The following is an 18887-nucleotide window of genomic DNA, read 5'->3' on the forward strand; positions in this document are numbered from 1 at the left end:
GTACAATTTTTAGAGAAAGGATACTTATATGAAGTATATATTAGATAGGACATACGCAAGAGAACTTCTCGAGTGGGCATATGAACAAAACCCAGGTCCGTGGTTCAAACATTCATATAATGTTGCTTTTGCAACTGAAAAGATAGCTGTAGAACTTATTAATAATGGGTATGACCTAAATGCTGACATAGCATATAATGCAGCTCTCCTGCATGATATAGGACGGTATAAAGGTTTTACTAAATCTGTTATTCATTCCTATGATGGTTATATGTATATGAATGATTTAGGCTATATAGGAAACGCGATTATTTGCGTGACACATTCATTCCCGTGCAAAAATGAACATTTAGATATAGCAGCGGAGTGGTCCCTTGTTCCTGATTATATGAAAAGCCGATTAATTGAAATTTTAAATAAAAATAGTGACTACGACTTATACAATAAGGTCATTACCCTTTGTGACGCACTTGCTGATGCAGACGGCTTTACTACTCTTGAAAAAAGATTAATTTCAGTTGGTTTACGACATGGAACAACCTCTCATTCTTCTTTACATTGGAAAGGTTTCTATACAATTAAGAATGAATTAGAATCTTTAATCGGTAAGAGCATATACAGAGTTCTTCCTGACGTGGAGAAATCGATTTATAAAAATATGGAATGTTAAATTGCATACAACTTAAAGACGGTAGAATTTTTGTATGCGTACTTCTAAAAAACTCATTGAAAAGTGGAGGGATTAACCATTAGTAACACAGGTTTTGACTTAATAAAACATGAGGACAACTTTAATCTTGGCTATGAAGATATCGAAGAGATATCTATGAGCTGTAAATTCTCTAACTGCACTCATACAAATGAACCACATTGCGCAATTAAAAAAGCTATTTCCGATGGATTTCTTACAGAAGAAATAATGAATTGTTATTATCGAGATAAGAATGAATTCGAATATGTATGTAAACAAAAGAACAAAACAAAAGCTATTGATTATATGAAACAATTGAAACTTTTTAGAAAATCTTAATACTAAATAAATAGTAGTTATTTCTCATTCCGACTAAATTTAAAATTCTTACTTTAATACATCACATACCAGATACTTTTTATACTCAAATTTAATCTCACGTAAAAGAACGTTTTAAACATAAAGTTTAAAACGTTCTTTTACATTCAATGCTTCTGATTTTTCAGTTCACTTAAACACTCTTGTACTAATGTTACCGCTTGACTCATTGCAGCTCCGCCAGCAAATGCCGCTGATACACCACACGCTTCCAAAATTTCTTTATCTGAACACCCTTGATCAAGACAACCTTTTGTATGATAAACGGTACAATATTCATCTTGCGTTGCTAGACTAATTCCTAATGCGATAAGTTGTTTTTCCCTTTTTGTTAAAGAACCCTCTTGAAAACAAGCTTGCGTGAATGCATTATATGTTTCAGCAATTTCAGGAATTTGGTTTGTAAAACTACCGATTCCTTCTTTATAATGATGTAGAACGTCATTTACTGAACTATGTTGTTCGTGTTCCATTTTATTATTACCTCCATTCCAATTATGTGTACCTATTGTAGTATGTGATGAAAAGAAGGCAATATACAACACTAAAAAGAATGAATATTCAGTTTATTTTAACTATAATTTCAGATTATCATCCTCTACCGTTTGTTCTTTATAGTTTTTCCTTTCAATCTCTTTACTTCTCTCCTCCCAAAAAACTAATCCTTCAATCCCAACTTTTTTAGGATCAAACACGGGATCTTTCCCTTCCTTTTTCTGTGCTTCATAATCTTTTAACACTTTTAATGCGATTTTACTTAATAGTAGAATCGCAATTAAGTTTAACCATGCCATGCTACCGATTCCTAAATCTCCAAGATTCCATAAAAGCGACGCTGATTCTACGCTACCGATGTAAACCATAATTAAAAATCCAATTTTTAAAACTGGTTTTAACCAGCTATGTTTAAGCTCACGATCTAAATAAGTAAGTGTCGTTTCAGCGATATAGTAGTATGCGAGTAAAGTTGTAAATGCGAAGAAGAAGATTGCGATTGAAATGAATAATGGACCAAACCCTGTCATAACAGTTTCAACTGCTTGTTGTGTATAAATTGGACCTGCATCAACATTCCCTATATTTTTTACAATAGCGCTTTTCCCTTCCGGTATAACATTATACATACCTGTTATTAAAATCATAAGAGCTGTCGCTGTACATACAACAATTGTATCGATATATACAGAAAACGCTTGAACTAACCCTTGTTTTGCAGGATGGGATACTTCAGCAGCAGCGGAGCTATACGTCGCTTCTCCAACACCAGCAACATTTGAAAATACAGCACGCTTTACGCCCCAAGCGATTGCTGCACCAACGATTCCGCCAAACATTTCATTTACACCAAAAGCACTAGAGAAAATTAAAGCGAACATACTTGGAATTTCTGTTACATTCGCAATTAATACGATACATGTAACAATTACATAACCTATTGCCATAAATGGAACGAGCATTTGCGAAACGCCAGCTATTCTCTTTACACCACCAAAAATGATCGCTGCTAATAATACGACTAACAATATACCAGTTATATATTTACTAATACCGTTAGAGTTTTCAAAACCAACTGCGATACTACTAGATTGAATACCTGGTAATAAAACGCCATATGAAAGTGTTACAACGACCGCTACAATAACTGCAAACCATTTCATTTCCAGGCCTTTTTCAATGAAATATGGTGTACCACCTCGGTATTCATTCCCAACTTTACTTTTATACACTTGAGATAATGTTGATTCAACAAATGCACTCGCTGCTCCTAAAAGAGCCATTACCCACATCCAAAACACAGCTCCTGGTCCGCCAAAAGCGATTGCTGTCGCGACCCCTGCGATATTACCTATTCCAACCCTACCAGATAACGCTAAACAAAATGCTTGAAAGGATGAAATTCCCGTCTCCGAGCTCTTCCCTTCAAATAATAGTTTAATCATCTCTTTAAAATAACGAATTTGCAAAAAACGAGTGGCAATTGTAAAATACACACCTGCCCCTAATGCAAAAACAACTAACCCAATACTCCATACTTGCCCTACTAACCACTCTACTAATTGCTCCATCCAAATCCCCCTTAACATTCTTTTGAAAACTATTTTATATATAAGAAAACGGACAACTATTATTAAACCTTACAGTTGTCCGTATCTCTCATTATTTCATCCCTCTATTTATTAACAGTTAGATTCTCTATTACTTTATATTTACCCAAACGCTTTTCACTTCTGTATAGTTATCAAGCGCATATGAACCTAACTCACGACCGATTCCAGATTGTTTAAACCCACCAAATGGTGCAGCTGCATTTTCTAAGTTATAATCATTAATCCATACTGTTCCTGCCTTTAATTTATTGGCAACTTGATGTCCTGTTTTAATATTTTGTGTCCATACGCCCGCAGCGAGTCCGTATGAAGAGCGATTTGCTCTTTCGATAACCTCTTCTGTTGAATCAAATGGAAGTACAACGACAACTGGTCCAAAAATTTCTTCTTTCACAATTGTCATATCATCAGTAACATTTGTGAAAACTGTTGGCTGTACAAAATATCCTTTTTCAAATGCCCGTTCACCACCAGCAGCAACAGTAGCGCCTTCTGCTTTTCCTTGTTCAATGTAATGTAGCACACGTTCTTGTTGCTTTTTAGATACGAGTGGCCCCATTTCCGTTTCCTTCTCCATACCTGCTCCAAGTTTCACGTTATTCGCCATTTTCACTAGTTCATTTACGACTGTTTCGTAATGTTTTCGGTGAACGAACACGCGAGATCCAGCACTACAATTTTGGCCGTGATTATACATAATGCCTTGGAATGCACCGTTAATCGCTTCTTCTAAATCAGCATCTTCTAAAATGATATTTGGTGATTTACCACCAAGTTCTAACGTTACATGTTTAATTGTTTCTGCAGATTGACGCATAATATATTTCCCTGTAACTGTTGAACCTGTGAAGGCTACTTTATCAATATCATGATGGTTTACGATTGCAGCTCCTGCTTCAGGGCCAAAACCTGGAACAAAGTTTACAACACCGTTTGGAAAACCTGCTTCTTTAAAGAGCTTCGCTGTATATAATAACGATAAAGGCGTTTGCTCTGCTGGTTTTAATACGATTGTACAACCTGTTGCTAGTGCAGCTCCCATTTTCCAAGAAGACATAACGAGTGGAAAATTCCAAGGAATAATTTGACCTACAACGCCAACAGGTTCATGGCGTGTGTAATTTAAGTAATCTTTTGAAATCGGAATCGTTTGCCCGATAATTTTCGTAGCCCATCCCGCATAATAACGATAATTTTCTACAGTCGCTGCAATATCATCATCCAGTGCTACTTGATATGGTTTTCCATTATCTAAAGCTTCTAACTGCGCTAATTCTTCTCCATGCTCTTCAATTAAGTCTGCTAATTTATAAATAAGGTGCGCTCTTTCAGCGGTAGTCATTTCTACCCAAGGTCCTGATTCAAATGCAGATCTTGCAGCTTTTACCGCTACATCAATATCCTCTTCTCGCGCTTCGCATACGACAGCTAAAACATCTTCTGTTGCTGGATTGTATGTCTCAAATGTCTTCCCGCTAATGGAAGGTACAAATTCACCATTAATAAACATTTTAATTTCTTCATTTAAAAACGCTTTCACTTTTGGTCTCAGCTCAATGTTTGTCGTTAACATATATGCTCTCCTCCTTATTTAAACAGCTGCATGAGCTGCAATTTTTGAAATAATCGTTTGAAGTTTTTGATCTTCTTCTTCAGTTAATCCGAGTCTCGGATAACGAGAAGGTCCCCCTGCTTGCCCGTGTAATTCCATTGAGCGTTTAACAATTTGTACATATTTTCCTGATCCTTCAAGAAACTCGCAAAGAGGTAAAATAGCATCGTTTATTTCCCAAGCTTTTTCTAATTCACCATTTTGGAAATGCTCATACATTTTCGTAACAAGTCCCGGCACGATATTTCCTGCTACTGAAACCCATCCCGTTGCACCTACTAAATAAGATTCCATAACTAAATCTTCAGATCCACAGAATACTTGAAAAGCACCTTCGCCTTGTCGTACTAAATCTCTTGCTTTACGAATATCTCCGCTAGATTCTTTAATATGTGTAACATTTTCACATTCTTTTCCAATACGTAGCATGAGCTCTGTAATCATATCAACACCAGAAGTAAACGGATTATTGTATAACATAATTGGTATATTTACAGCGTTTGAGATTTCTTTAAAATGAAAATAAATTTCCTCTTCTTTCGGCTTACAATAGTACGAGTTAATAATTAATGCGCAATCCGCTCCGTGTGCTTCTGCATGTTTCGTATATTCAATCGTTTCTTTCGTCGTTTCTGCTGCAGTTCCTACAATAACTGGAATACGGCCATCAACTTCTTTTAATACTGTTTCTACCATTTTAAATCGTTCTTCTTTTGATAAACTAACAAACTCCCCTGTACTTCCATTAATAATAATGCCAGCTACTTTTTGCTCAATAAAATAGTTTACGTTTTGTTTTACACCGTTCCAATTAATTTCTTGCAACTCATCCATCGGTGTGATTAATACTGGAAATGCCCCTTTAATTTTTTTCATATTTATCTCTCCCTTTACCATTTTATTTTAGTAAAAATCCTGTCGGAAACGGATCTGTATGGTCTAATAGAAACGTCTGCATCCCTGTAATAAAACCTCTACTTTCGAAACGGAAAATGTAACCCGTTTCTTCCTTCTTCACTTTTTCAACAGTTATAAAGCTATTAAATATACTTTCATTTATAAAAGGTTTATCCGCTATATAATCATTTTTAAATAATGTATGAACAAAAGACACAATAGTAGAGACAAATCCTGGCGAACGTACGATGAAATTATCTTCATGAAATGTAATCGACTTTATATGGTTCTTTTCTTTCTGCGAAGAATCTACTAAAATAAGTCTTTTTATAAGTGATTGTTTTTGTATAGCTTGTAGTGTAGCTTCTCCCCATTTTTTCAATTCAGAAATGTTTTCAATACGAATTTCTGGCGAATACGCACCTTTTTCTACAACAGCATATACTTTATCTGCCTGTATGAGAGAGTAACTTAAATTACCGACTTGTAAATTTTTCTCAATCATATAACATAGTTTGCTTTCAAACGAAACAGAGACTACTTCATCATTCTCTACATACGCATAGACTGAGAATATGCCAGATAACGTTTCGATTTTGTATTGATTCGTCTCTCTCTTTTTTAAATACCCGCTTTCTAGTAACATCGTTATGACTGCGACAATACCTCCGTAGTGGAGAGGAATTGATCCTTCATGATTAAAAAATAATACAGCTGCATCGACTTCCGAATGAATAGAAGGAACGACGATACATCCATTTAAACCGATAAAACCACGCGGTTCATTTAATAAAAGCTGCATTTCATCTGCTAATTCACCTGAGAATTGTTCGCTTAATTGTTCTAAATTGTAGTAGTACTTACATGGTACATCTTTTATTACACGAAATGCCTCGCCATTTACGTGTACGTCTACTGCTGTATACATTTTTTGAATGTTCATTTTACATCCTCCGTTTCATGTTCCATCGGCGGAATTAGCAAAAAGCCTTCTTTCAGCGGATCCTTTTCATTGTAAAAAAATCTATGCATACCCATAAGCCAGGCTGAACCTGTAATTTTCGTTACGACAGCTTCAATATTTTCTACAGATGTTGTATTTATGACGCACCCTTTAAATAAAGAGCCAACGATACTCTCATGAATAAACTCTTCATCCACTTCAATTTTTTGATTTGCGTATAATACAGCTAGCTTCGCTGATGTTCCTGTACCACATGGAGAACGATCAATTCCTCCTGGCGGAACGACAACTGTATTTTTCACATGAGCACTTTCATGAGTAGGATCTGTATAAAATTCAATATGGGTTAACCCTCTAATAAACGAATACTGCGGATGAATGATTTCAAATTTCTCATTTATGATATTTCTAATATGAATTGCCTTATCGATAATTGTAGATGCATTTTCCGGTACTAACTCTAAACCTACTGACTTCGCATCAATAATGGCATAGAAATTTCCTCCATACGCAATATCTGCTTTAACAGTTCCAATTCCTTCGACTTGTACGGTGATATGTTTCAGTAAAAAAGCTGGTATGTTACAGAAAGAGACTTCTTTCGCTTTTCCATCTTGAACAAAGATATCAACTTCAACTAAGCCGGCTGGCGTGTCTAACTTTAACGAAGTAATCGGTTCAACTACCGGAATTAAACCTGATTCAATTAAAGCTGTACATACACCAATTGTATCGTGACCACACATCGGTAAATATCCACCTGTTTCTATGTAAATAACACCAATATCTGCTTCAGGATGACATGGATCTGTTAATAATGCTCCTGACATGACATCATGACCACGCGGTTCATTCATTAACAATTTGCGAATCCAGTCATACTCCTTTTTCATATGTAACATCTTCTCTGCCATCGTCTCTCCAATTAACTTTGGCAGTCCGCTAATCAATGTTCTCGTTGGATTCCCGCCTGTATGTGTATCAATTGTCGTAAAGACTCTTTGTGACCTCATCCGTTTAACACCCTTTCTGTAAAACGACTCAAACGAAGTGGTTCAATAGGAATGATTGTTTCTTTTTCATTTAATAACTCTTCAATCACTTTCCCAGTAACTGCGGCAAGGCTAATGCCGTCCCCCTCATGCCCTGCTGCTATAAAGTAATTCGGGATATGTTCCACACGTGAAATGATTGGCAAATGGTCTTCTGTCCACGGACGTAATCCAGCGTATGAACGAATCACCATCATATCCGCCATTTTCGGATAAAAGCGTATTGCTCTGTTCGCAATACATTTAATTACCTCGTTATTTATCCTCGTATGAAATCCTACAAACTCTCTACTACTACCAATTAAAAAATTTTGGCTTTCTGTCGGCTCAAACACAAGAGCTACCCCATATTTTTCAGTTAAAGCATCCACTTTTCGTTTTCCGCCAAATTTAGAAATTAAATAACCAAATTCCATTACTTTACGGCAACCAACGTGTTGTTGCCTTGAAGCTACAATAATATGTCCTTTTCTCGGTTCAATTGGGATATTTACATCCAACATTTCTCCGATCTTTGGAGCCCATACACCAGCTGCGTTTACTACTTGCTTCGCAGTAAACGTCCCATTTGTCGTTTCTACAATAAAGGAACCGTCTATATCTCTTTTCATTTCTTTTACTTCTGTATGATTAAAAACTTTCGTACCAAACTTCTTCGATTCTGCAAGAAGTGAAAAAGCGAGAAGATATGGATTTACAGTCGAATCCGTTGCGCATTCTAACCCGCCTAATAAATCGTCCGCGAAAAATGGTGATTCTGCTCTTATATCTTTTCTATCAAGCATTCGAAATGGTAATCCAGCTTCTTTTTGACGATTTACCCATTGCAGCGCTGCTTCCATCTCTTCGTCCGACTCACATACGAGAATACTTCCTGGCGCCCTATATTCAAATGAGTGCTCTAACTCTTCACTTAAATCAGTTACTAATCTTTGACTTACTAATGACATTTGACTATCAAACCCTGGGTCTTTATCAATAGCCAAAATATTTCCGTCACACCGTGAAGACGTCCCACTGACAAATTCTCCTTTTTCAATGATTGTTACGTCTCTTCCATATTTTGATGTGTAATAAGCGATAGAACATCCTATAATACCACCGCCTATTATTAAAACGTCACAGTGCCTCACGTAGCACCCCTCCCTTCTTTTTACTCCCTCACTTTCTTTTATGCAATTGACGTGCCAACTCTACATATATACACTTTTTACAAATAATATTTTTATTTTGTAAAAATATTTTGAATTTATCATAAATAGGTGTATTATTTTTTTATCACTGTCAAAATTTTTATACATAATAGGAGGACAATATGGCATTCTCATTTCCCACAATACAAGAATTTCTAAAAACTTTATTAATTGATCACACAAACAATTTGCAACATATTGAGCAAGTTAACGAAAAGTTTTATTACAGCCCTTCTACTACAGAAAAATACAACTGTGCAGTTATAGATGAAGATGATTCATTCAACACTTTAATTGACGCATTTTCTCATGAAATGATTGTTATCGTAATAAACGAAAATAAAGAGCCTATATGCTGTATAACGGCTCAGCAAATCATTCCGTTTCTTGTTAAGTCTTACAATGAACTACAATCTTTCTATAACACCGTAATACAAACAACTGATTCTTCTGTTACAGTTATCGATGATAAAGAATGTGTTCGTACTTGGACAGATGGCGCCGAAAAGATTTTTTCAGTCAACCATACTGAAATTATTGGACAACCTATCACTCGCTTTTTTGACTATAAAGATTTGGAAATTTTGCAATCATTACATGACGGAAAAAGCATAATTGCACAGTTCCATCAGCCTCGTCCAGATTTATTTGTATTAATTAATTCAAACCCAGTGTATTGTAACGATGAAATTATTGGAGCAGTCGTTTCAGAAACTGATGTTACGAATCAAGTTGCTTTAAATGAAAAACTATTTAATATGTCACATGAAATGCACCGATTAGAACAAGAGGTCGCAAAGTACAAAGATGAATCCGATCCTTTCCTTGCGATGAATGGAAAGAGTCCTGTTATACAAAGAACGATACAATTAGCTAGAAAGGTGTGTTCGGTGAAATCAACAGTTTTAATACTCGGAGAAAGTGGTGTTGGAAAAGAAGTATTTGCGAAAGCAATCCATGAAGCAAGTGAAGCAGCTAAAGCACCTTTCATTTCAATTAACTGCGGCGCCATTCCAGAAGCGTTATTTGAAAGTGAATTATTCGGGTATGAGCGCGGGGCGTTTTCTGGTGCAAATAGTAAAGGGAAAAAGGGTAAAATAGAGCTCGCGCAAGGCGGTACATTATTCCTAGATGAAATAGGAGAAATGCCACTCGATATGCAAGTAAAGCTTTTACGTGTACTACAAGAACGAAAATATTACCGAGTTGGTGGAGAAAAAGAGATTCATATTAATTTCCGCATTATCGCTGCTACAAATCGTGATTTACAAGAGGAAATGAGAAAAGGAACGTTCCGAGAAGATTTATACTATCGCCTAAATGTAGTTAGCTTGCATATTCCACCGCTGCGCGAAAGACGCGAGGATATTATTGAATTAACCTATTCTTTTTTAAACGATTTTTCAATCAACTATAACAGACCAATTCGTGACTTACCTTCTAGCATTATGCATGAACTGCTTCATTACAATTGGCCAGGTAATATTCGCGAACTTCGTAACGTTGTTGAAAGACTTGTCGTATTTGCGACTGACGGTATTATAAAACAAGAATATTTACCATTTCATACAACTGAAACGTTAGACAATCATACGGCTCATTCCCTATTACTCAGCAACAATCATACAATCCTTTCTTTACAAGAAGAAATGGATGAACATGAGAAGAAAGTTATTGAGAGGGCTTTACGCATTTTAAATGGGAATAAATTAGAGTGCGCGAAACAACTCGGTGTTACGAGAGCCACTTTATATAACCGTTTAAAAAAACTTGGTTTACAATAACCGTTTCCCTCCTCTATATTGGCATAGTTTTTGCATTATATAATTTGTGCAAACCGAACTAGAGGAGGAATACATATGACGAATAAAGATCATGTAATTGTTTGTCGATGTGAAGAAGTTACATACGGTCAACTTCAATCGACAATTGCTGAATATAATTGCTCGGCGAGAGAATTAAAACTAAGAACACGTGCTTGCATGGGATTTTGCGGTGGCCGCACATGTAGAATGATGATAGATCGAATGATTGAAAGTGCAAATCCTGAAGTAACTACTAATGAAATTCCATTAAAATATCAACCACCAGTGCGCGCAGTTACCTTTGGAGCGGTAGGTGAAAATAAATGAATAGAATTACCTATCATCCTGTTTTAGGGAGTTTAAATAGTAGTAATCGCATCACTTTCCAATTTAACGGGCAACAATATGAAGCATATGAACATGAAACGATTGCGGCCGCTTTACTTGCAAACGGAATAAGAACTTTAAGAGTGCATGAAGATAGCGGGACGCCGCGAGGTATTTACTGTAATATCGGGCATTGTTCTGAATGCCGCGTGACAGTAAACAATCAAACGAACGTACGAGCATGCTTAACTGTTGTTGAAAAAGACATGGTAGTTAATAGCGGCAAACAGCATCCAAATATCGTGAGAGAGATGGTGAAAAAGCGATGAATGATGTCATTATTATCGGAGCTGGACCAGCAGGTTTGTCAGCCTCCATCTCTTGTGCTCGTTTTGGACTAAATGTACTTGTTATTGATGAATTTATGAAGCCTGGCGGAAGGTTGCTCGGACAATTACATCAAGAACCTACTGGAGAATGGTGGAACGGAATAGAAGAATCAAAACGCCTTCACGAAGAAGCAAAATCACTTTCAGTTGATATTCGATGCGGCATTTCCGTCTATAATTTAGATAAAGATGAAAGTTCTTGGTTCGTACATACGAATATCGGTACGTTAGAAGCGCCGTTCGTTTTACTTGCTACTGGCGCTGCTGAGTACTCCATCCCCCTTCCTGGTTGGACACTTCCAGGAGTAATGTCGATTGGTGCAGCCCAAGTAATGACAAATGTACATCGCGTTCAAGTTGGGCGAAAAGGAGTAATTATTGGCGCTAACATTTTGTCATTCGCTATTTTGAATGAATTACAATTAGCGGGAATTAAAGTGGAACATATTGTACTTCCTGAAAAAAGTGAATTAAGTCAAAAGGCTGGTGAACCAGAAGAAGTTTTAAACTCTCTCTTACATGCTGCACACCTTGCTCCATCACCTTTATTACGTATAGGTAGTCGATTGATGAAATATAATTGGGTGAAACAAGCTGGATTAAACTTCTATCCAAATAACGGTATGAAAATAAATGGCACACCACTTCACCTTCGAAAAGCAGCTCTTGAAATTATCGGTACAGATCAAGTTGAAGGTGTACGGGTTGCTACTATTGATACGAAAGGAAACATCATAACTGGATCGGAACAAATATATGAGGCAGACTTCGTTTGTATTGCCGGTGGCTTATACCCTCTTGCTGAGCTTGCTGCTGTAGCTGGCTGTCCTTTCCGTTACATTCCGGAATTAGGCGGCCATGTTCCACTGCATTCCGAAACAATGGAAACCCCTCTTCCCCGTTTATTTGTAGCTGGAAATATCACTGGGATTGAAAGCGGAAAAATCGCGATGGCACAAGGAACTGTTGCTGGATATTCAATCGTAAAACAAGCAAATACAAAATCCCATTCGGTTGAACAACACTTGCAACAGGCGATCCAACATGTACATACCGTACGACAACAAGCTGCCATTCAATTTAACCCGATGATTGATGTCGGTAGACGGAAAATGAATGAAATATGGCGTGATTATTCCCTAGCATTTGCTCATACTAAAAAGAGCTGCTGAGATTACTCTCAACAGCTCTTTTTTCTATTCATTTGAGTTATTAAACTTTGCTAATGCGTAAATGCCTTCTTCATCATCTAATTCAAGTTGTAATCTTGCTGCGAATGAATTGACATTATATTCTCTGTCAAGTAATAAGCGCAATGCTTCGATTAAGTTCGCTTGAATTAAAATTTGTTTGCGACCATTTACTTCTACTTCAGCAGAAAAACCGTAATCATCGTCATACATTAATTCAACTAAAACTTCTTCTGGACCAACTTGTCTTTTTTCAGCGATATATACGCAAAGTGAATTTATTAATTCTTGTTCAGAAATTTTTATTGTTTCCATGCTACTTCATCTGCCTTTTTCTTACGTTGATCTTTGAAGTATTTAAATGCACGAACTGCTAACATTACGATACCAGCCATTACTAACATATTTACCATAAACGCTAATACAGAACCAAGAGCTCCCATATTTGCAAATAAGCTACCCATTAGTAAACCACCAAGACCACCTAGTAATAAACCTTTCATAAAGCTTCCTTTATTACTTTTTGGTGCTGTGTTTGTTGCTTTGTTTTTTGAATCTGTTGTTGTTTTTTGTGAATTCACGTTACTATCTTTTTTGTTCAAATCAACTTTTGACTTTTGACCAGAACTTGGTGTGTATGATTTCTTACCAGATTTGTAACTCTTCGCTGCTGCGTGATCTACAAACATGAAGCTACTAGCTCCAAAGATAACCATGAATGCTGTCATGACTGCTACAAGTTTTTTCAACATATTATATCCATTCTCCTTTTATATAGATATATGTGAAATCTACCTTTCTAGTAAATTAAGAATGATAGATTTGTTTTTAAAAACATTTTAAAGGTTCTTATGAACTTATTATATGAACTTTTGTCGAAATATGCAAGCATTATTTACTTATAACAGTTTGGTGACAAAGGAAAAATTAAGCAAAACAGAATTGACTTTAAATGAAACAAAACATATTATAGGTTCATAAGAACTTTTTAATATTTTTGGAGGTGAAAAGATGGAAACATTTCATCTCACACGAAACGAAATGGCTACCCTTCTTCTATCTTTAAGAGGATGGAATACGAAAAAGCCTCTCGGTATTTTACAAGAAGCGTGGGCAAAGTCACATAAAAAAGATATTGAAAGCGGACAAAGCGTAACTGCTTTTATTACTACCGCACTTTCACCTATTTTTGAAAAACTGATTAAAATTGATGATACAGACGTCGGTTTTTCATTAAATGAAATAGTTGCGCTTGGAAATCAGATTGAAAATACAAGTTTCTCAGTAACGGCCATGCAAAACTGGGTAAAACGAGATATTAAAGAAATGATTGGCTCCCCTCAAAAAGGGAAAAAATATTCAATTGAACAAGCAGCCTTACTATTCATTGTTGAAGATTTAAAAACAGCACTTGATTTTGAATCCATTCGTAAGCTATTACGCCTTATCGTAAATGACCCAGCCGATCGAAGTGATGACTTAATCAATCCTGTTCATTTATATGGAGCATACTCTTCCCTATTTGAAGAACTCAATCAAGGGAATTGCTTACAACTAAATGCAACAGATACAGTTCATACAATTGAAAACATCGTAAAAGAAAAAGCTGATAAAATCGCAAGCAAGTTCGATCAAGTTAACAACGAACAACGTGAAGCAATTCGTAACGCTATTATTATCGCCACACTTTCTGTACATACCGCTTATGTACAAATGTTAGCGAAACGTTACGTAACAGCAACTTTATTTTTACAAAATTTAGAAGTGAAACCGTAAAAAAACAAGCATCCCCCTATCTTATATGTAGAACTGGGAGATGCTTGTTTTTTATATCAATATAAGATGCAAAAATCGTTTACATATAAGTTTCATTTTACAATTGCTCTTGATTATGTAATTATCATTACTAATCTATAATTCATTCAACAATTTTCATTTCGTGCTATTAAATTCCTATTAGATTTTCTCGATAAACTTAATTACATCATCGTTGTAATTGTATTTATCATTAATTTCTCGCAATAATTCAATATCGTGAGTATGAGTTTTTCCCGTCTCGAGCAATTCGCGATATAAATCAATATAAGGAAGATTTTTACTAATAGCGTTTTTTAATTCCTTTTCTACATCATAAGAAACTTTTTTAAATCTCACCTCCGCAATCCCTGCCTCATCAATCTCAAGAATTGCATACTGAGCACGTAAGTCAGAGTTTAGTTTATTCCACTTGTAAAAAGGTTGTCCAACTGTTCCTGGGTTAATAATTAATTGATCATTACTACTATAGCGCAACAATTGATGGTGGGTATGAGCGTAAATCGCAATATCATATTCACCATCAAATAACCGATCAAACTGTTTCTGATTATTAGTGGGCCACAAATCTCCTCCGTAATTTTTATTTTGTAGATTATGACTAATACTGATTGATAAATCATTAACCTGTTTTATTATCTGTAATGGTAAATTTTTAATATGCTTAATATAGTTTTCATCCAAGTTTTCACATTGATACTGAACTAATCTAGAAACATAAATATCAGTTGCGTTATCAATATCAATGTTTTTATTAAGAACGTCAAGAAAGCTATCTTCCCAGTTTCCTTGTACATAAGTATCAACGTTAATACTTTCTAACATTTCAAATAAATCATTCGATCCAGGACCAGGCATAATTAAATCTCCTAAAAACCAATAATCAATCACATCTTCTTTCATAGAATCTTCGATAACTGCTTTTAAAGCAGTTGCATTTCCATGTACATCTGCCAGTAATGCAATTTTATGTTTCATGTATTTTATTCACTCTCCCTAATTCACGCTATATTCAGAATTAAATACACATGCTTTTTTCTTTCTAAACTGTTTCCTCTTTCTTAACTCTAAGCATTTCGTACGCTTTCACTTGATTCTCTACATACGATTTTACTTTTTCAAATCCAGCTTTCTCATAACAACGAATCGCCCTCTTGTTATCTTCCTTAACTTGCAATAGAACTGCTTCTATATCAGGGTCTAAAAATGATTTACTAATAAAATACTTTGTAATCTCCGTTCCAAGCCCTTTTGAATATAAATTCGAAACGCCAATGAGAATAGAGTATTCCATCACATATATATCATCATATTTCGTCTTTTTTAATCCAACTCTACCTATTACTTCATCCTTCACTACTATTACATGATAACTTGCATGAGACCGCGACAATTTTTCGGCCCAGTACTGACGAAGCTCTTCGATTGTATATCGCTTAAATGGTTTTATATCCGCTATGTTATGTAATTCTTCATCGTTATACCATTCTAATATAACTGGTAAATCATCCATTTCTAAAAGGCGTTCTTTCCAATCCACATTTCCACCTCGTCCATTTTATGTTTTCAAACCAATTAAATTGAATATGCATATTCTTTTTTAGGTAACCTTACTATCTCTCGAATAAAAGGGGATTTTTCTACAATATCCTCTAGCTGCCCCTCACTATAGACGTAAATACCACCTACATATGAACTGTACGCCTTTTTCTCAGTTATTATTGCTAAATTATTATTCTCCCTCTTAAAATCACCCTCCAGCCCTTTTTGAAATGATAAACTTTTAGCAACTGAAAAATAAAGCTGAATTAACGCCACTAATTGTTTGTCCTCTGATTTTGCAAAGCACTGAATTTCATGTGAAATCATTTCATCTTGTAATGGAAGAAAGTCCTCTACTAATAAATCCTCTTCTTTATGAAAGAAATTTTGTAATTCAGGAGTATAGAACTTAAGGTTTTTCTCAGTTATCTTTTGAAAAATGGATTGCAACAATAAATCTTTTCCTATTACAAACGGATGACCAAAGCCATTATTATAAAGTCCTTCTTTCATTTTCATTAGTTGTTCGATCAAAGGGATTCCCGATTCTTCAATGACAAGTTTACCGTTTATAAAACGCATACTAGCTATCAGTTCTTCTATCTGTAATCCACCTATCTCAAGCGATGAATAATATAAATCCCTATTCCAAAAATCTAATTGATCCATTCCTAATGAATTAAACAAGAGCTCATCTATAATTGGAAAAACACCATCTTCTGTTAAAGCTTTCGTTACATCAACTAATAATCCGGCGGTCTGATTTAAAATCGTTCGTATTTCTTCATCCTCTTGAATGATTCGTATAGTCCACTCACCATGATCTTCACCTGATATTTGTTGAAAACAATGCGAATATGGGCCATGGCCGACATCGTGTAGGAGTGCTACAACAGAAAATAATTCCCTCTCATATTCTGATAAATGAATATCACCAATATTCGTAAGATGTTCTATCACTTTATTTACAAGTACATATACACCTATTGAATGTTCTTTCCTCGTATGTATTGCGTTTTCGTGTAAAAAATATGTATGTCCCTGCTGTTTAATATAAGCCAACCTTTGAAATGCTTTTGTATCTATCAATCGAAGGATATGTCTATCACAAATAGTAATTGTTCCATAAATTGGATCATTAAATTGCATGTATTTTCCTCCTGTTTTTATAAATTAAAAACCTATATAATTATACTTAATTTTCAGTTTATTTTCATTAATATATGAGAAATTTTTAATAATCTTTTCATTTTCTCTTCATGAAAACTAAGCTCATATCCTGTACTATACTACTTATGAGAGACATAAAAGAATTGAAATAGCAATCCTCTATAAAAATAAGGTATAATCTACACATAGTGAATCTTTTATATTATTAAGTATAAGGTTCACCTATTCAAAAATTCAAAAATTCATAAATTAGAAGGTGCAACAATGGTAAGTAGTTTTATTCACTCAGTATTAACATTTTTTGAAGGGCTAGGTTATTGGGGAATTATGCTTGGACTTATGATTGAAATTATCCCAAGTGAAATCGTCCTTGCTTATGCGGGGTACTTAGTATTCAATGGTAGTATCTCATTTGTAGGTGCAGTTATATTCGGTACAATTGGCGGCGTTATTGCTCAAATCTTTATTTATTGGCTTGGACGATACGGTGGACGACCTATATTAGAACGATACGGAAAATATATTTTCATTCATAAAAAACATATAGATGCAGCTGAAGATTGGTTTAACCGTTACGGGACTGGCGTCATTTTCACAGCGCGCTTTATTCCAGTAGTACGCCATGCAATTTCAATTCCTGCCGGGATTACGAAAATGCCTTTCCTACGTTTCACTACATTAACAGCACTTGCAATCATCCCTTGGTCTATTATTTTCATTTATTTAGGTGAAAAACTAGGTGAGAATTGGGAGAATATTAACGAAGTTGCTGGACCATATGTGAAATCATTCGCAATTGGCGGCGTCATTCTTATTCTTTTATACTTCATCATTAAAAAATGGACAAAAAAGCGTAAAAATCTTGCGTAAAAATATAAAAAAAAACCGCTATACATTCATTACGAATGTTAGCGGTTTTTATTATAGGCTTGATTATATATTAGAAATTGCATTATTTCTTCTTTGTGCTTTAAGTCATGTTGAATTAGTGATGAAAAGTAATGATTTAATTTCACTTTTTTAGTACCAAATTGGTAGACATTATAAAAATATTTGGTGGGAATTCGCTCAATTTCATCCACTAACTGTTTACGAGTAACACTAAATTGATTTAATAGTTCTTCTTTTGAAATACCAGATCTCGCATATTTAATTGCTCCCTTATTCATTTCCTCAACATCTATTGGAACATTTGGTACAGATTGTCCACTTATAAAGTATGGAATTCTATCCTTTATTAAAAACACATCCGCAATTGCCCATGAACCTTTTTTAATGCCTGAAACCATATATCACCAGGTACTCGCTTCAATGTTTGACACCATTCTATACAATTTAACTTTTCTTCCAAAACATTCTCTTTCTTCATTATTCATTCCTTCCTCGCACTTGTAATTCATTCTTATTAATATCTTCTAGAAATTGTATAAAAAGCCTCCATGATTATGGGGATAAGCAACCTTTCCCTCATTCATTTCGTATATTATCTCAAAAAGGAGTGATTCCCCTATGCATTGGCAACAAAAAATACAATACTTAATCGGACGCCCTATCGGCATTTCCTTCATTAATGGGCAAGGAACTTCTGGTGTATTATGTTCAGCACATGATGGCCAATTATATGTATATGAATACCTTTATCAAGCGCAGTTCGCAATGAAACATTATGATTATAGACAAATTCAAGATATACATGCCTTTCCGAATTGCCCATATCAAAATCCTTTATACTAAAAAAGGAACAGCTTATAGCC

21 protein-coding genes and 1 pseudogene are annotated in these 18887 nt (G+C 35.1%); 9 read left to right on the top strand and 13 right to left on the bottom strand.

Features of this window, described 5'->3' with window-relative positions:
- The first annotated feature begins 28 nt into the window (after nucleotides 1-28).
- The gene (locus tag ABH961_RS09185) at nucleotides 29-670 is read left to right on the top strand and encodes an HD domain-containing protein (RefSeq protein WP_404519267.1); all 642 of its coding nucleotides are present in this window, start codon (nucleotides 29-31) and stop codon (nucleotides 668-670) included.
- A 63-nt stretch (nucleotides 671-733) separates the two neighbouring features.
- Nucleotides 734-1030, top strand: coding sequence for a hypothetical protein (locus tag ABH961_RS09190; protein WP_048547416.1), 297 nt, complete (start codon nucleotides 734-736; stop codon nucleotides 1028-1030).
- 146 nt (nucleotides 1031-1176) lie between these two features.
- On the opposite strand, the gene ABH961_RS09195 is transcribed toward ABH961_RS09190, so the two are convergent.
- The 7 genes from ABH961_RS09195 to ABH961_RS09225 all read right to left on the bottom strand — a co-directional run bounded on the left by ABH961_RS09195 (nucleotide 1177) and on the right by ABH961_RS09225 (nucleotide 8835).
- Nucleotides 1177-1614, bottom strand: a complete 438-nt coding sequence (locus tag ABH961_RS09195; protein ID WP_165775556.1) for a carboxymuconolactone decarboxylase family protein — start codon at nucleotides 1612-1614, stop codon at nucleotides 1177-1179.
- A gap of 30 nt (nucleotides 1615-1644) precedes the next feature.
- Nucleotides 1645-3135: an alanine/glycine:cation symporter family protein gene (locus ABH961_RS09200; protein WP_048547418.1), complete on the bottom strand. Its 1491-nt coding sequence runs from the start codon at nucleotides 3133-3135 to the stop codon at nucleotides 1645-1647.
- Nucleotides 3136-3265: 130 nt separating this feature from the next.
- Complete coding sequence (locus ABH961_RS09205; protein ID WP_048547420.1) at nucleotides 3266-4750, bottom strand: aldehyde dehydrogenase family protein; 1485 nt, start codon at nucleotides 4748-4750, stop codon at nucleotides 3266-3268.
- An 18-nt stretch (nucleotides 4751-4768) separates the two neighbouring features.
- The gene (gene dapA / locus ABH961_RS09210) at nucleotides 4769-5686 is read right to left on the bottom strand and encodes a 4-hydroxy-tetrahydrodipicolinate synthase (protein ID WP_404519270.1); all 918 of its coding nucleotides are present in this window, start codon (nucleotides 5684-5686) and stop codon (nucleotides 4769-4771) included.
- 1 nt (nucleotide 5687) lies between these two features.
- Nucleotides 5688-6629, bottom strand: coding sequence for a proline racemase family protein (locus ABH961_RS09215; RefSeq protein ID WP_098047716.1), 942 nt, complete (start codon nucleotides 6627-6629; stop codon nucleotides 5688-5690).
- Complete coding sequence (locus ABH961_RS09220; RefSeq protein ID WP_098047717.1) at nucleotides 6626-7663, bottom strand: proline racemase family protein; 1038 nt, start codon at nucleotides 7661-7663, stop codon at nucleotides 6626-6628. Before ABH961_RS09220 ends, ABH961_RS09215 begins: the two co-directional genes overlap by 4 nt.
- Nucleotides 7660-8835 carry an NAD(P)/FAD-dependent oxidoreductase gene (locus ABH961_RS09225; RefSeq protein WP_098123836.1) on the bottom strand — a complete coding sequence of 392 codons (1176 nt, stop codon included), beginning with the start codon at nucleotides 8833-8835 and terminating at the stop codon, nucleotides 7660-7662. Before ABH961_RS09225 ends, ABH961_RS09220 begins: the two co-directional genes overlap by 4 nt.
- A gap of 182 nt (nucleotides 8836-9017) precedes the next feature.
- Here ABH961_RS09225 and ABH961_RS09230 point away from each other — a divergent pair, with 182 nt between their 5' ends.
- From ABH961_RS09230 to ABH961_RS09245, 4 genes are all read left to right on the top strand, one after another.
- Nucleotides 9018-10679, top strand: a complete 1662-nt coding sequence (locus ABH961_RS09230) for a sigma-54 interaction domain-containing protein (RefSeq protein WP_048547429.1) — start codon at nucleotides 9018-9020, stop codon at nucleotides 10677-10679.
- A 75-nt stretch (nucleotides 10680-10754) separates the two neighbouring features.
- Nucleotides 10755-11027: a (2Fe-2S)-binding protein gene (locus ABH961_RS09235; RefSeq protein WP_048547431.1), complete on the top strand. Its 273-nt coding sequence runs from the start codon at nucleotides 10755-10757 to the stop codon at nucleotides 11025-11027.
- The gene (locus ABH961_RS09240; protein WP_048547433.1) at nucleotides 11024-11356 is read left to right on the top strand and encodes a (2Fe-2S)-binding protein; all 333 of its coding nucleotides are present in this window, start codon (nucleotides 11024-11026) and stop codon (nucleotides 11354-11356) included. The genes ABH961_RS09235 and ABH961_RS09240 overlap by 4 nt, the downstream gene beginning before the upstream one ends.
- The gene (locus tag ABH961_RS09245) at nucleotides 11353-12588 is read left to right on the top strand and encodes an NAD(P)/FAD-dependent oxidoreductase (protein ID WP_048547435.1); all 1236 of its coding nucleotides are present in this window, start codon (nucleotides 11353-11355) and stop codon (nucleotides 12586-12588) included. The genes ABH961_RS09240 and ABH961_RS09245 overlap by 4 nt, the downstream gene beginning before the upstream one ends.
- A gap of 24 nt (nucleotides 12589-12612) precedes the next feature.
- On the opposite strand, the gene ABH961_RS09250 is transcribed toward ABH961_RS09245, so the two are convergent.
- Nucleotides 12613-12921, bottom strand: coding sequence for a YxcD family protein (locus tag ABH961_RS09250; protein WP_098642442.1), 309 nt, complete (start codon nucleotides 12919-12921; stop codon nucleotides 12613-12615).
- The gene (locus tag ABH961_RS09255; RefSeq protein WP_098047721.1) at nucleotides 12909-13358 is read right to left on the bottom strand and encodes a hypothetical protein; all 450 of its coding nucleotides are present in this window, start codon (nucleotides 13356-13358) and stop codon (nucleotides 12909-12911) included. Before ABH961_RS09255 ends, ABH961_RS09250 begins: the two co-directional genes overlap by 13 nt.
- Before the next feature lie 259 nt (nucleotides 13359-13617).
- Between ABH961_RS09255 and ABH961_RS09260 the strand changes: the two genes are divergently transcribed.
- The gene (locus ABH961_RS09260; RefSeq protein WP_000447228.1) at nucleotides 13618-14382 is read left to right on the top strand and encodes a DUF1836 domain-containing protein; all 765 of its coding nucleotides are present in this window, start codon (nucleotides 13618-13620) and stop codon (nucleotides 14380-14382) included.
- A gap of 180 nt (nucleotides 14383-14562) precedes the next feature.
- On the opposite strand, the gene ABH961_RS09265 is transcribed toward ABH961_RS09260, so the two are convergent.
- The 3 genes from ABH961_RS09265 to ABH961_RS09275 form a co-directional block, all read right to left on the bottom strand.
- Nucleotides 14563-15399 (bottom strand): metallophosphoesterase family protein, encoded by an 837-nt coding sequence (locus ABH961_RS09265; protein ID WP_098076167.1) that lies wholly within the window; start codon nucleotides 15397-15399, stop codon nucleotides 14563-14565.
- A 64-nt stretch (nucleotides 15400-15463) separates the two neighbouring features.
- Nucleotides 15464-15961, bottom strand: coding sequence for a GNAT family N-acetyltransferase (locus ABH961_RS09270; RefSeq protein ID WP_000383821.1), 498 nt, complete (start codon nucleotides 15959-15961; stop codon nucleotides 15464-15466).
- 35 nt (nucleotides 15962-15996) lie between these two features.
- Entirely contained in the window at nucleotides 15997-17112 is a 1116-nt protein-coding gene (locus tag ABH961_RS09275) for an HD domain-containing protein (protein ID WP_098076169.1), read from the bottom strand.
- Between the two features lie 285 nt (nucleotides 17113-17397).
- Between ABH961_RS09275 and uptA the strand changes: the two genes are divergently transcribed.
- Complete coding sequence (gene uptA / locus ABH961_RS09280; RefSeq protein WP_000254824.1) at nucleotides 17398-18003, top strand: undecaprenyl phosphate transporter UptA; 606 nt, start codon at nucleotides 17398-17400, stop codon at nucleotides 18001-18003.
- Nucleotides 18004-18041: 38 nt separating this feature from the next.
- On the opposite strand, the pseudogene ABH961_RS09285 reads toward uptA, so the two are convergent.
- Nucleotides 18042-18502: pseudogene (locus ABH961_RS09285) on the bottom strand (DinB family protein).
- A gap of 140 nt (nucleotides 18503-18642) precedes the next feature.
- On the opposite strand from ABH961_RS09285, the gene ABH961_RS09290 reads away from it, so the two are divergent.
- A complete protein-coding gene (locus ABH961_RS09290; RefSeq protein ID WP_000558708.1) occupies nucleotides 18643-18867 on the top strand; it encodes a hypothetical protein in 225 nt (74 codons plus the stop codon).
- Nucleotides 18868-18887: the final 20 nt, after the last annotated feature.

The organism is Bacillus sp. RC251, from assembly GCF_044908765.1.
Taxonomy (GTDB): domain Bacteria; phylum Bacillota; class Bacilli; order Bacillales; family Bacillaceae_G; genus Bacillus_A; species Bacillus_A wiedmannii.